At 70.6% G+C, this 12,928-nt stretch carries 14 protein-coding genes; 10 read left to right on the forward strand and 4 right to left on the reverse strand.

Annotated elements, in window-relative coordinates; all coding sequences use genetic code 11:
* Nucleotides 1–3 precede the first annotated feature (3 nt).
* A complete protein-coding gene (locus ABZ845_RS03675; RefSeq protein WP_360972582.1) occupies nucleotides 4–2,238 on the reverse strand; it encodes a hypothetical protein in 2,235 nt (744 codons plus the stop codon).
* Nucleotides 2,239–2,470: 232 nt separating this feature from the next.
* On the opposite strand from ABZ845_RS03675, the gene ABZ845_RS03680 reads away from it, so the two are divergent.
* Both ABZ845_RS03680 and ABZ845_RS03685 read left to right on the forward strand, forming a co-directional pair.
* Nucleotides 2,471–2,923 carry a nucleoside deaminase gene (locus ABZ845_RS03680; RefSeq protein WP_360972583.1) on the forward strand — a complete coding sequence of 151 codons (453 nt, stop codon included), beginning with the start codon at nucleotides 2,471–2,473 and terminating at the stop codon, nucleotides 2,921–2,923.
* On the forward strand, nucleotides 2,916–3,896 hold the full coding sequence (locus tag ABZ845_RS03685; protein ID WP_360972584.1) for a 2-oxoglutarate and iron-dependent oxygenase domain-containing protein: 981 nt from the start codon (nucleotides 2,916–2,918) through the stop codon (nucleotides 3,894–3,896). The genes ABZ845_RS03680 and ABZ845_RS03685 overlap by 8 nt, the downstream gene beginning before the upstream one ends.
* A 12-nt stretch (nucleotides 3,897–3,908) precedes the next feature.
* On the opposite strand, the gene ABZ845_RS03690 is transcribed toward ABZ845_RS03685, so the two are convergent.
* A complete protein-coding gene (locus ABZ845_RS03690) occupies nucleotides 3,909–4,301 on the reverse strand; it encodes a PLD nuclease N-terminal domain-containing protein (protein WP_360972586.1) in 393 nt (130 codons plus the stop codon).
* A 99-nt stretch (nucleotides 4,302–4,400) separates the two neighbouring features.
* Between ABZ845_RS03690 and ABZ845_RS03695 the strand changes: the two genes are divergently transcribed.
* Genes ABZ845_RS03695 through ABZ845_RS03705 form a run of 3 tightly spaced genes read left to right on the forward strand, consistent with a single transcriptional unit; the run spans nucleotide 4,401 to nucleotide 7,008 of the window.
* A complete protein-coding gene (locus ABZ845_RS03695) occupies nucleotides 4,401–5,858 on the forward strand; it encodes a menaquinone biosynthesis decarboxylase (RefSeq protein WP_360972588.1) in 1,458 nt (485 codons plus the stop codon).
* Nucleotides 5,855–6,757 carry a menaquinone biosynthesis prenyltransferase MqnP gene (gene mqnP, locus ABZ845_RS03700; protein ID WP_360972590.1) on the forward strand — a complete coding sequence of 301 codons (903 nt, stop codon included), beginning with the start codon at nucleotides 5,855–5,857 and terminating at the stop codon, nucleotides 6,755–6,757. The genes ABZ845_RS03695 and mqnP overlap by 4 nt, the downstream gene beginning before the upstream one ends.
* Before the next feature lie 50 nt (nucleotides 6,758–6,807).
* Entirely contained in the window at nucleotides 6,808–7,008 is a 201-nt protein-coding gene (locus tag ABZ845_RS03705) for a hypothetical protein (protein WP_360972592.1), read from the forward strand.
* A 61-nt stretch (nucleotides 7,009–7,069) separates the two neighbouring features.
* Here ABZ845_RS03705 and ABZ845_RS03710 read toward each other — a convergent pair whose 3' ends face one another.
* On the reverse strand, nucleotides 7,070–7,693 hold the full coding sequence (locus ABZ845_RS03710; RefSeq protein ID WP_360972594.1) for a rhomboid family intramembrane serine protease: 624 nt from the start codon (nucleotides 7,691–7,693) through the stop codon (nucleotides 7,070–7,072).
* Nucleotides 7,694–7,783: 90 nt separating this feature from the next.
* Between ABZ845_RS03710 and ABZ845_RS03715 the strand changes: the two genes are divergently transcribed.
* The 5 genes from ABZ845_RS03715 (at nucleotide 7,784) to ABZ845_RS03735 (ending at nucleotide 11,584) form a co-directional block, all read left to right on the forward strand.
* A complete protein-coding gene (locus ABZ845_RS03715; RefSeq protein ID WP_360972596.1) occupies nucleotides 7,784–8,476 on the forward strand; it encodes a UbiX family flavin prenyltransferase in 693 nt (230 codons plus the stop codon).
* A 225-nt stretch (nucleotides 8,477–8,701) separates the two neighbouring features.
* On the forward strand, nucleotides 8,702–9,157 hold the full coding sequence (locus tag ABZ845_RS03720) for an Lrp/AsnC family transcriptional regulator (RefSeq protein ID WP_360972598.1): 456 nt from the start codon (nucleotides 8,702–8,704) through the stop codon (nucleotides 9,155–9,157).
* A gap of 87 nt (nucleotides 9,158–9,244) precedes the next feature.
* Nucleotides 9,245–10,408 (forward strand): aminofutalosine synthase MqnE, encoded by a 1,164-nt coding sequence (gene mqnE / locus ABZ845_RS03725; RefSeq protein WP_360972600.1) that lies wholly within the window; start codon nucleotides 9,245–9,247, stop codon nucleotides 10,406–10,408.
* Nucleotides 10,409–10,587: 179 nt separating this feature from the next.
* Nucleotides 10,588–11,112, forward strand: a complete 525-nt coding sequence (locus tag ABZ845_RS03730) for a GNAT family N-acetyltransferase (protein WP_360972602.1) — start codon at nucleotides 10,588–10,590, stop codon at nucleotides 11,110–11,112.
* 169 nt (nucleotides 11,113–11,281) lie between these two features.
* Nucleotides 11,282–11,584, forward strand: coding sequence for a DUF4229 domain-containing protein (locus ABZ845_RS03735; protein ID WP_360972604.1), 303 nt, complete (start codon nucleotides 11,282–11,284; stop codon nucleotides 11,582–11,584).
* A gap of 64 nt (nucleotides 11,585–11,648) precedes the next feature.
* On the opposite strand, the gene ABZ845_RS03740 is transcribed toward ABZ845_RS03735, so the two are convergent.
* Nucleotides 11,649–12,893 (reverse strand): VWA-like domain-containing protein, encoded by a 1,245-nt coding sequence (locus ABZ845_RS03740; RefSeq protein WP_360973061.1) that lies wholly within the window; start codon nucleotides 12,891–12,893, stop codon nucleotides 11,649–11,651.
* Nucleotides 12,894–12,928 lie beyond the last annotated feature (35 nt).

The raw sequence follows: 12,928 nt of genomic DNA on the forward strand, positions 1-12,928 counted from the left end.
CCGTCATGCGCGTCCCCCGTCCCCGTTCCCGTCCCGGTCGTCCCCGCCGTTCCCGTTCCGGCCCTCGTTCGTGTCCTCGTCCGTGTCCTCGTCGTCGCGGGGAACGCGCAGGGGCCGCCCCGCCAGCGCGTCCGCGGGCCAGTCCTGCGAGGCCCGCCACAGCAGCGCGGTGCCGCCCGGGCGCAGATTCGACAACTGCTCCAGCTCGAAGCGCAGCCGCTCGGCCACCTTCGGGTCGGGCAGCACCAGCGGGTCGGTGAGCTGCCACACCGCGTGCAGCAGTCGCCGTACCCGCAGGTGCAAAGCGGCGTCCACGCCCTCCGGCGGCGTGTGCTCCGCGTCCGTACGGCCGAGCGCGATCGCGATCCGGCGGTCGCGCCTCGTGGAGTCGTGGCCCGTGGAGTCGTGACCCTCCGGATCGTGCGCGTGGTAGTACGGCGCGGAGGCGATGAAGACGAGCGATGCCAGCCATCGGCGGATGTCCGGGCCGTCAGTGCCGTCAGTGGTGTCAGCGCCGTCCGTGCCCGTGCCGTCCGAGGGGTCCGGTCCGGTGAAGGCGTCGCGCAGCTGCGCCACGGCGAAGTCGGCCTTTCCCAGGGACAGTTCGTGATACACGCGGTATCGCGCGCCGTCCGTGGAGTGGTTCCCGGTGTAGTGGTCGACCAGCGCCCGGTGGGTGGCCCGCCACTGCGCGTGGTCCGCGTCGAGGTGGTGCAGCCGCAGCAGGAGCAGGGCGCGCAGGAACGGGTCGCCGACGAACTGCCCCGCCGCCGGGAGCCACCCCTCCTCCGTCAGCCGCTGCTGGAGCCCCAGCACACCGGCCGCGCCGAAGTCGTCCGGGAGCCGGTCCCGGGCCAGTGCCAGCGCCGAGTTCTGGTCGTGGGCGGCGGCGAGCACGGTCAGTTCGTCGAGCCGGCCACCGGGCACGAGCCGGTCGAGCAGCTCCTGGTAGGCGGGGCGGCCCTCCTGGTCGTCCCGCACGGCGATGTCACCGGTGAGCAGGGCCCCGAGGGACACGGACCCGCGGGGCAGGTTCTGCCGCGCGGACTCGGCGATCAGGGTGATGCCGAGCGGGCTGCCGACGGTCAGCCGGTGCGTGGCGTGCGGAAGCTGCGGCGGCACCTGAAGGCCCTGGCATGAGGCGCCCACGATGTGCAGGGTGTCGTCGGGCGTCAGCGGCGGCAGCGCGACGAGCAGGGCACGGGAGGACGGCGAGGGGCCCGGCTCCCAGCCGGTGGTGCGGGCGACCTCGGCCAGGGCGCGGCGGGTGGCGTTGCGCAGCGCCGGGTGGGTGTGCCCGCGCAGCGCGGACAGGAAGACGACCTGGTCGCGGATGCCGTCCGCGCGGTCGCGCAGCACGCACTCCATGAGTCCGCGTCCGGCGGGCGCCTGCACGTTGTCGATCAGCACGACCGGGCGGCCCAGCCGGTGCGAGCGCTGCATGACGCCCGCGTACGCGTCCTCCAGATCGGCCAGCAGGGCCCGTACGAGATGGCGCTCGGCGTGGGTGCGGGAGTCGCCGCCGGCCCGGAAGTGCCCGGACAGCAGGATGAGGCCGAGTTTGGGGTTGCCGCCCGCGTTCGGATAGTCCCGGTACCAGGTGGCGGCCCTGCGCAGCCGTCGGTGGGTGGGGGAGACCCCTTCGCTGAACGCCTCCAGGGTGGCCTCGATGATCGGCTCGACCACGGGCCCGGTGTGCGACATGGACGCGATGAGCTTGGAGACCACCTTGCCCGCCCAGCGCCCGGCGAAGCCGTCCAGGAAGGACCGGGCGTCGTTGAGCAGCAGGATCCGCTCCGCCTCCTGCCGGATGCGCGGCACATCGCGGTCGCTCCAGCCGCCCGCCGCGACGGCCAGCAACCCCGAGGCCAGCCGCGGGAACCCGATCCGCCGGGCTCCCGTCACCGGTCCGGCGAGCTGTTCGGCGACGGTCGTCAGCGCTTGTGCCACCGGCGACCAGGCGTCCCGCGGACGCTCCGGCTCAGGCCCGGCGAACTGCTTCTCCTCGCCGTCGATCATCGCGACCGGCGTGTGCCCCTGGTAGGCGTCGCGGACCTGCGCGAGCAGGGCGCTCTTGCCGAGCCCGCGCCCTCCCGTGAACACCACGAACGGCAGATCGCCTTCGTGTTCGTACGTGGATGAGCGGATCTGGTTCGGTCGCAGACCGATCAGTCGTGCGGCGAGTCCGGGTGGCTCGGTGTCGAACAGCGGCCCCCGGCCGTGCAGCCCTCTGTGCACCGCATCTCCCCCTGGCGCGGTCCGGTCCGATCCGATGTGCTGCTGTGAGGTCTACCAATGCCAGTGTAAAAAGGGGGAGTTGCTTCGGACTAGGGTGCGTGATGGCCATTTGGGTTACGAAGGATTCGCCTCGATGGTCCATGGGTGATCGTTCCTTTGCGGAATCGCGCCATCTTTGATCATCCGGGTGTCCCACGTTGCCCCCGCGTCCCGCCCGTCGGACAGTGGGTGCATGGACCAGGCACAGGCATACGAGTGGCTCGCCACGGCCGTCGCGGAGGCCCGCGCCGGCCGCGCCGAGGGCGGCATCCCCATCGGCGCCGCGCTCTATGGCGCCGACGGCGCCCTCCTCGGCCGTGGCCGCAACCGTCGGGTCCAGGACGGCGACCCGTCGATGCACGCGGAGACGTCCGCCTTCCGCGCGGCGGGCAGACAGCGCTCCTACCGGGGTACGACGATGGTGACCACCCTGTCGCCGTGCTGGTACTGCAGCGGTCTTGTCCGCCAGTTCGGCATCTCCCGGGTGGTCGTCGGCGATGCCGGCACGTTCACCGGCGGCCGCGACTGGATCGCGGAACACGGCGTGGAGGTGGTCCTCCTCGACGACCCCGAGTGCAAGGCGATGCTGCGCGACTTCATCGAGGACGCCCCGGCTCTGTGGAACGAGGACATCGGCATTGACTGACACGCCTGCCACCGTCGCCGCCCTCCCCACCGTCGATCTGCGGCCCTGGCTGGAGGGAGATGCCGGCACCCGCGCCCGCATCGCCGACACCGTCGACCGGGCGCTGCGGACCGCCGGGTTCCTCCTGGTGACGGGGCACGGTGTGGACCCGGCGCTGAGGTCCCGCATCCGGGCGGCGGCGCGGTCGTTCTTCGTGCTGCCGGCCGAGGTCAAGGAGAAGTACGCCGCCCGGGTCGGCGGACGCGGCTGGCTCGGACCCGGGGCCGAGGCCAACGCCTATGCCGAGGGTACGCAGACCCCGCCCGACCTCAAGGAGTCGCTGACCTTCGCGACGCACGAGCCGTTCGACGACCCGGCGGTCAACGCCGAGTGGTACGCCCCGAACGTCTGGCCCGCGGAGGTGCCGGAGCTGAGGGCGCTGTGCGAGCGGTACCTGGCGCGGATGGCGGAACTGGAGAACCGTCTGCTGGAGCTGCTCGGTGCGGCCCTGGGCCTGGAACCCGACTTCTTCACGCGCCACATGACCCACCCCACCTATGGCTTCAACATCAACTGGTATCCGGGCAGGGAGGTCCTCGGCGCTCCCGAGCCCGGCCAGTTCCGCATCGGCCCGCACACCGACTTCGGGACCGTCACGATCCTCGACCGGCAGGCGGGAAAGGGCGGACTCCAGGTCTTCACCGACGAGAGCGGCTGGCAGGACGCGCCCTACGACCCCGCGGCGGTCACCATCAACATCGGCGACCTGATGGCCCGTTGGACGGGCGACCGCTGGCGCTCGGGCCGCCACCGCGTAATGCCGCCCCCGGCCGACGCGCCCGCCGAGGAACTGATGTCGCTCGTCTACTTCGGCGAGTGCACGCCGGGAACGCTCGTCGAGTCGGTCCCGGCGCCGGTCGGACGGGTGGCGTACGAGCCGGTCGACTCCCATGTGTATCTGCGCGCGAAACTGGACTCGATCACCGTCGGCTGAGCGGCTGAGCGCTCAGTCCGTCGGGTCCTCGCCGCGCTCCCGGCGCCGCAGGTCCTCCTCGCGGCGGCGCAGATCGGCCTCCCACTCCTTCAGGAGCGCCTCGTCCTTCTTGTCCTCTTCCTTCAGCGACTTGAGGAACTCGGGGTTGTCGTCGGGCGCGACCCAGTCCATACGGTGATTGCGGTGCCACTCGGAGGGCGTGGAGCCGCCCGCCGGGGCATAGCGCGTCTTGCCTGCGATGAGCCAGGCGACCGGACCGACCAGCACCTCGCCGAAGAGCAGGATGATGATGACCCAGACCACCTTCGGCAGCCCCCGCACCCGCTCCTCGGGGGTGTTCAGGCAGTCGATGAAGGCGTATATCCACAGCCCAAGGACCAGCAGGTAGGGCAGATACCTGAACATGGTGGTGCGATCCCCCCGGAACGGCGAGTCGGCGACGGAGCATGGGAACGACGGCCCCGGTGACGGGGCAAGGGTAGCCCTTGCCGGATACTGGAGGGCATGGCTTACGACGATCTTCGGTCCCTGCTCCGTGCGCTGGACCGCGAGGGAGACCTCAAGCGCATCAAGGTGGAGGTCGACCCGTATCTGGAGGTCGGGGAGATCGTCGACCGGGTGCAGAAGGCCGGTGGCCCCGCGCTGCTCTTCGAGAACGTGCGCGGATCGTCCATGCCGCTCGCCATGAACGTCTTCGGGACCGACCGGCGGCTGCTCAAGGCGCTCGGCCTGAAGTCTTACGGCGAGATCTCCGACAAGATCGGCGGTCTGCTCAGGCCGGAACTGCCGCACGGGTTCGTCGGGATGCGCGAGGCGTTCGGGAAGCTCGGCGCGATGGCGCACGTACCGCCCAAGAAGGTCAAGGGGGACGGAGCGCCCGTGCAGGAGGTCGTCCTGCACGGTGACGAGGTCGACCTCGACGCCCTGCCCGCCCTGTTCACCTGGCCGAAGGACGGCGGTTCCTTCTTCAACCTGGGGCTCACCCACACCAAGGACCCGGGGACGGGCATCCGCAACCTCGGCCTGTACCGCCTGCAGCGCCACGACAAGCGCACCATCGGCATGCACTGGCAGATCCACAAGGACAGCCGCAACCACTACCAGGTGGCGGCACGGCGCGGTGAACGGCTCCCCGTCGCCATCGCCTTCGGCTGCCCGCCGGCCGTGACCTACGCCTCGACCGCGCCGCTGCCGGGTGACATCGACGAGTACCTCTTCGCCGGGTTCATCGCGGGCAAGCGGATCGAGATGGTGGATTGCAAGACCGTCCCGCTCCAGGTCCCGGCCCACGCCGAGGTCGTCCTGGAGGGCTGGCTGGAGCCCGGCGAGATGCTCCCCGAGGGGCCGTTCGGCGACCACACGGGCTTCTACACTCCGCAGGAGCCGTTCCCCGCGCTGAAGATCGACTGCGTCACCATGCGTCGGCGCCCCCTGCTCCAGTCCATCGTGGTGGGCCGACCCCCGACGGAGGACGGGCCCCTCGGCCGCGCCACCGAGCGCTTCTTCCTGCCGCTCCTCAAGATCATCGTGCCGGACATCGTGGACTACCACCTCCCCGAGGCGGGCGGCTTCCACAACTGCGCGATCGTGTCGATCGACAAGAAGTACCCCAAGCACGCCCAGAAGGTGATGCACGCGATCTGGGGGGCACACATGATGTCCCTGACCAAGCTGATCGTGGTCGTCGACTCCGACTGCGACGTGCACGATCTGCACGAGGTCGCCTGGCGCGCCCTCGGCAACACCGACTACGCCCGTGACCTCACGGTCGTGGAAGGCCCCGTCGACCATCTCGACCATGCCTCGTACCAGCAGTTCTGGGGAGGCAAGGCGGGCATCGACGCGACCAGGAAGTGGCCCGAGGAGGGCTACACGAGGGACGGCGGCTGGCCGGACATGGTCCTCTCGGACCCGGATACGGCGGCCCTGGTGGACCGTCGCTGGAAGGAATACGGACTGTGAGTTCTGCCTCCGCCGCGATCCCGCAGCCGGGACGCACCCGTGCGTTCCTGCGCCTGGTGATGATCGAGCACTCCGTCTTCGCCCTGCCCTTCGCGTACATCGCCTCACTCACCGCGATGTACCAGGGGGACAAGAGCGTCCACTGGGGCCGGCTGCTCCTGGTGACCGTGTGCATGGTCGGCCTGCGCACGTTCGCGATGGCGGTCAACCGGATCATCGACCGCGAGATCGACGCCCGGAACCCGAGGACCGCCCACCGCGAGCTGGTGACCGGCGCGATGTCGGTGAGGCACGCCTGGACGGGCGCCCTGATCGCCGTGGCGGTCTTCCTCGGTTCGGCGGCCCTGCTGAACCCGCTCTGCCTCGCCCTCGCACCCGTCGCCGTGATCCCGATGGTGGTCTACCCCTACGGCAAGCGGTTCACGAACTTCCCGCAGGCCATCCTCGGCCTCGCCCAGGCGATGGGACCGGTCGGCGGCTGGCTGGCGATCAGCGGTGAGTGGTCCTGGAACGCGGTCGTCCTCGGACTCGCCGTCGGGATCTGGATCGGCGGCTTCGACCTGATCTACGCCTGCCAGGACGTGGAGACGGACCGCGAGATCGGGGTCAGGTCGGTACCGGCCCGCTTCGGTATCCCGGCGGCCATCTGGGGCGCGCGGGTCTGCCACGCCATCACGACTGCCCTGCTCGTCTGGTACGGGGCAGCCACCGGCGCGGGTGCGTTCTTCTGGCTGGGCCTGCTGATCGTGGCGGGCGCCTTCGTCTACGAGCACACCATCGTCCGCCCCCACGACCTGAGCCGCCTGAACCGGGCGTTCTTCAGCGTCAACGGGTTCATCGGGATCAGCCTCTTCGTGTGCGCGCTGATCGATCTCCTGGTCCGGGGTCTGAGCTTCTGAGCACGGTCCGTTCCGGCCGTGGGGCGCGGAATGCCTCCATCGCCGCCCATGTGACGAGTGTCTACACCCGCACGCCCGCGGGCAGCGCCCGGGGCGTGTCCGTGGTCCGGGCCGACTACGGGGTGATGGAACAGGAAGACGCGGATCGCACCGCCAAGGCATTCGCCCAGTGGCGGCGCTCCGAATACGGCGATCACGGCCATGTGGATGTCCTCGGCCCGGCGAAGACCACCGCCGAACAGGACTGGTAGGCGTCGACCGCACCGGGCGGAGGCCGCGACATCAGGCGTGGCCGCCCCGGCGGCCCTGACGTCAGCCCGCCCCCGCCCGTCGCCGGAACAGGAACGCCGCCGCCATCCCCGACACCAGCCCGAACAGATGGCCCTGCCAGCTGACGTGGGTCTGCGTGGGGTCCAGCCCCATCAGGATCGAGCCGCCCCAGACCGCGCCCACCAGCACACCTACGAGCACGCCCAGCGGGCGGCGCTCGATGAAGCCGCTGATCAGCAGGAAGCCGAAGAGCCCGAAGATCAGACCGGAGGCGCCCGCCGTGTTGCTGCCCGACGGGGCCACGAGCCAGACGCCCAGGCCGTCCACGACGATGACCAGCAGACAGACCGCGGCGAACCGGCGCAGCCCGCCGAGGGCCGCGAGGAAACCGAGCACGAGCAGCGGCACGCTGTTGGCCGCGACATGGGCGAAGCCGAAGTGGATGAAGGCGGCGGGAACGATGTCGGCCAGCTCGGAAGCGCTGCGCGGCATGATGCCGAAGCCGTCCAGGGCATGACCGCTGAGCACGTCGACCGCTTCCAGCAGCCACAGCAGCGCTACCCAGCCCGCCATCAGCTTGGCCGCCGCCTTCGCGCGGTCGGCGCCCGACCACTCCGGTGCGGTACCCGCGCCAGAGCCCGCACCCGTACCTGTCATGCCTGTCATGGCAGCACCCCCACCGCTCGGCCCGTCCCTGGATCGGACCGGCCCCCCTTGGCCGAATCTCGTCCCGCGACGCCGGATAGGCTCGGTGTCGTGAATCCAGCCAAGCCAGGAGAGACGTCGCGTACACCGTGGATCGTAGGGGTGTCCGGTGCCTCCGGCACACCGTATGCCGCCGCCGTCCTGCGGGCGCTGCTCGCCGCGGGGGAGAGCGTCGATCTGGTCGTCTCGCGTGCCTCGCGGCTGACGCTGCTCGATGAGACGGGGATCGCCTTCCGCGACGCGCACTGGCGGGAGGATCTGAGGGAGTGGCTGGAACGGGGCGCCGATGGCAAACCCGGGACGTTCGTGGTCGATGTCGAAGGCGACCGTGTGCGGTACTGGAGCGCCGGTGACCTGGCCGCCGGACCGTCCTCGGGTTCGTACCCGGCGAAGGGGATGCTGATCGTGCCCGCGTCCACGGCCGGTGTGGCGGGGGTGGCGCTCGGACTGTCCAAGGATCTGCTCCAGAGGGCCGCGAGCGTGACGCTCAAGGAGCGGCGGCCGCTGGTGGTCGCCGTGCGGGAGACCCCGCTCGGCGGGCAGACCCTGAAGCAGCTGGTGGCGCTGGACGAGGCGGGCGCGGTCGTACTGCCCGCGTCTCCGGCGTTCTACGCGGGGGCGACGCACATCCAGGACCTGGTGGACTTTGTCGCGGGGCGTGTTCTGGACGCGGCAGGGGTGCCGCATCGTCTGTACCGCCGTTGGGAGGGCGAGCTCGGGGGCGGTTCCAGGTCGGACGAGTAAGCGCCCCGGGGTGGGGGGCGATGTCTCCCGTCTTCTTCTGTCTCCCGGTGACCCGGTGCGGCGCCGGGACCGGTCGGGCGCAGACGGTCAGATGCGGATGCAGCCGCTCAGCACCCCTCACCGAACCACTGATCGTATTAAAGATTCACAGGGTTCGCGCCCTGCGTACCTTGATTTCTCTAGATAAACTTGCGGGAACGCCGAATAATGAAAGGCTTCGGATCTATGGATGCCGTTGACAGGCAGCTCATCCAGGCCCTGCGCGAGAACGGCAGGGCCTCCTACGCCGAGCTGGGGCGGCTCGTGGGCCTCTCCGGGCCCAGTGTCACCGACCGGATCAACCGCCTCGAGGCGGCCGGGGTCATCACCGGCTACCGCGCCACCGTCGACGCCGCGTCCCTCGGCCTCGGGGTCACCGCCCTGATCGGCATCTCGCTGTCCGACGCCGCCGACCATGAGGACGTGGCCCGCCGGCTGAGGGACCTTCAGGAGATCGAGGACTGCTGGTTCATCGCCGGCGACGACTCGTACATGCTCAAGGTGCGCGCGAACGACGTGGACGGACTGGAGAAGATCATCCGTCGGCTGTCCGGCACCAAGGGAGTCTCCCGTACGCGCACCACGATCGTGCTGTCCACGAAGTGGGAGAACCGGGTGGGTGAGCTCCCGGAGCCGCACTGACGCTCGAGGGGTGCCGAAAGGGGGCGCCGCCCGGCCGGAGGGCGGGGGGTACGGTTGGGTTGGTTCGTCCGAGGGAGAGGCAGAAGCATGGATGTCGGGCTCAAGCGCGAGCTGGAGGACAAGGTCCGGGCGGGTGAGAGGCTGACCCGCGAGGACGGCATCGCGCTGTACGAGTCGGACGACCTCGCATGGCTCGGCGGCCTCGCGCACGAGGTGCGGACCCGCAAGAACGGTGACGTGGTCCACTTCAACGTCAACCGCCACCTGAACATGACGAACGTGTGCACGGCGTCCTGCGCCTACTGCTCGTTCCAGCGCAAGCCGGGCGAGAAGGACGCCTACACGATGCGGATCGAGGAGGCCGTCCGGCTGGCCAGGACGATGGAGTCGGAGAACCTCACCGAACTGCACATCGTCAACGGCCTGCACCCGAACCTGCCGTGGCGCTACTACCCGCGCTCGCTGAGGGAGCTGAAGGCCGCCCTGCCGAACGTCTCGCTGAAGGCGTTCACGGCGACCGAGATCCACCACTTCGAGACCATCTCCGGGCTGTCCGCGTCCGAGATCCTGGACGAGCTGATCGACGCCGGTCTGGAGTCGCTGACCGGCGGCGGCGCGGAGATCTTCGACTGGGAGGTCCGGCAGCACATCGTCGACCACCGCACCCACTGGGAGGACTGGTCGCGCATCCACCGTCTGGCGCACGAGAAGGGTCTGAAGACCCCGTGCACCATGCTGTACGGACACATCGAGGAGCCGCGCCACCGGGTGGACCATGTGCTGCGGCTGCGTGAGCTCCAGGACGAGACCGGCGGCTTCCAGGTCTTCATCCCGCTGCGCTACCAGCACGACTTCGTGGACATGAAGGACGGCAAGGTCCGCAACCGCCTCCAGGAGCGCACGCAGATGGCGACGGGCGCCGAGGCCCTGAAGACCTTCGCGGTCTCCCGCCTGCTGTTCGACAACGTCCCGCATGTGAAGGTCTTCTGGGTCATGCACGGCGTGCAGACCGCCCAGCTGGCGCTGCAGCACGGCGCGGACGACATGGACGGCTCGGTGGTCGAGTACAAGATCACCCACGACGCGGACAACTTCGGTACGCCGAACAAGCTGACCCGCGAGGACCTCCTCGACCTCATCCGCGACGCGGGCTTCCGGCCGGTGGAGCGGAACACGCGCTACGAGATCATCCGCGAGTACGAGGGTCCGGACCCGTCCCGCCGCGACGAGCCGCAGCCGATGCGGGTCTGATCCCTTCGCCCCCGGGTCCCTCCCGGTCATCGCAAGGCCCCCGACAAGCCCCGCTCCCGCCGGGGCTTGTCCCCTGTGCGGCGAGTGTGCGGCTCTGCGGGGAGCACGTGGCGGGCATGTGGCGAGGGCCTCTCGGAAAGGCCTTGAGCCTCCGTCGGGGTAATAGATAACCTCCCGCCATGCCCCTTACGTTTGAGCTCGATCCGGCCGTCACCCCCGACCTCCGCGACGGCATCCTGGAGTTGTGGACGGACGTGTCCAACGCCGGTGGTGCCGTGGGTTTCGTGGCGCCGGTCACGCGCGAGGCGATACGTCCGGAGCTCGTGAAGCACCTCGCCGCGATGAGCGAGGGGCGCACACGGCTGCTGGTCGGGCGGGACGAGGAGGGGCGGGTGGCGGCGAGCGTCTTCCTCACCTCCAACACACACCGGCTCATGCGGCACTGGGTGTGGCTCTACACCGTGATGGTGCACCCGCGTCACCAGGGCAAGGGGTACGGCCGCGACCTCATGGACGCGACGGCCGACGCGGCGCGCGGCCTGGAGGGCATAGAGGCGATACGGCTCACCTGCCGGGGCGGCCTCGGCCTCGAGCGGTTCTACGGCTCCTGCGGCTACAAGGAGGTCGGCCGGGTGCCCGGCGCCATCCGGGTGGCACCCGGGGACGACCGCGACGACATCACCATGCTGCTGCCGCTGTCCTGAGCCGGGGGGCCGGAGGGCCGGGGAGCCGAGGAGACAGGGGAGCCTTGGGCCTCGCACCCGGGTGCAAGATCGGGTGCGAGGCGTGCTTCACTGGACGGAAGCCTCTGGGACCCCCGGGTTCTCGCCTCCGCTCGAACACGGGGCCCATGGAACGGAAGAGTGGATTGAGATGCTCCGCTACACACTGATGCGCCTCGGTATCCTCGTGGGCTGCTTCGTGGTCGTCTGGGGCCTTGTCTACTCGGGCCTCGTCCCGCGCGGCCTCGGTGACTCCAACGGTCTCTGGATCGTGATGCTTGCCCTGGTGATCTCGGCGCCGATCAGTTTCGTGGTCCTGCGCAAGGAGCGCGACCGGGCGTCCGTGAACGTCGTCGCGCGCGTGGACCGTATGAAGGCCAACCTCGAGGCGAACCGCAGCCAGGAGGACGACCCGGCGGACGACTCGGCGAAGGCGCGGAGCCAGGCCTCGTAGTCGCTTCACGGCCGCCTCGCGCGGCGGTTCGTCCCCACCCGGCCGGGGCAGCCTTCGGCCCTTCTCAGCCTATGGTGACGACGCGCGCCCAGGGCGGAGGGGTGTCGGGGACGTAGTCGGGGTCCCTCTCGTCGACGAGGCCGCCGGCACGGGGGAACAGGCCGACGACGGTACGGCAGGGCGGCTGCGCGGACGGCCAGGGTGTCTGGCCGTCCGTCAGGGCGACGATCACGTCCGGGCGGGGCCGGGAGCGCAGTGCCCGGGCGAAACCGGAGCGCAGATCCGTTCCCCCGCCGCCGACCAGTGGGATGTTCTCGGCGCGGCAGAGCGGGACGGCGACTCCGGCCGCCGCGTCGCAGGAGATCACCGAGACCAGGTCGCGCCGCCCGCCCACCGCCCGCGAGATAGCCGCCACCTCCAGCAGCGCGCTGCCGAGTTCGGCGTCGCTCACCGACCCGGAGGTGTCGATCACGACGCAGACCCGGGGCGGCGTACGGCGCAGACTCGGCAGCAGTACCCCGGGGACGGCGGCCGAGCGCCGGGACGGACGCCGGTAGCTGTGGTTCTCGCCCACGCCCGGCCCACCCGCCGCCGAGCGGACGGCCGCCCCCAGCAACTGCCGCCACGGCTGCGGCGGATGGAACGCCTCGTCGGCCCACCGGCGCCAGCCCTCCGGCGCGTGGCCCGGCCGGCCCTTGATGCCTTCCGCGACCCGGAAGCGGACCGCGTCCCGCTGCTGTCTGCTCAGCCCGTGTGCCCCGTCGGGTCCCAGCTCCCACGGCCGGTCCTGCCCGTCGGCACCACTGCCGCAGTCCAGCCAGGACAGGTCCGCGGCGAGCCCGGACAACGACGCCGTTCGCAGGTACTCCTCCATCAGCAGCCCGCTCGGCAGGTGCAGCCGCGAGGGCAGCACGGCCCCGGCGGGCACAGGGAGACCGTCACCGTAGATGTCGTCGTTGATCTCGAAGTCGGCGGCGATGTTCCGCCGCAGCCTCCCCCAGCCTTCGGCCCGGGGGACCACCGTCTCGCTTCGCTCGCCCGGCCCGTCCTCCTTCTCCTGCCGTGCGTACCGCTCACCCCGGCCGTGGTGGTCCCGGAGCAGGTGGGAGACCTCGTGCACCCAGACGCCCGCGAGCTCCTCCAGCGGAAGGCGCGCGACGAAGCCGGGGGAGACGTAGCAGCGCCAGTACGCGTCCACGGCCATCGTCGGTACCGACCGGTCCTCCACCACGTGCAGCGCGAAGAGAGCGTCGGCCAGGTAGGGCCGGACCTTCACCGCGTGCAGCCGGGCGGCCAGCAGCTTCTCCATGTCCAGCGGGAGTCCGGGCTCGTCGGCCGGGGGCC

Origin of the sequence: Streptomyces sp. NPDC047022, assembly GCF_040644155.1 — a bacterium.
Lineage (GTDB): Bacteria > Actinomycetota > Actinomycetes > Streptomycetales > Streptomycetaceae > Streptomyces.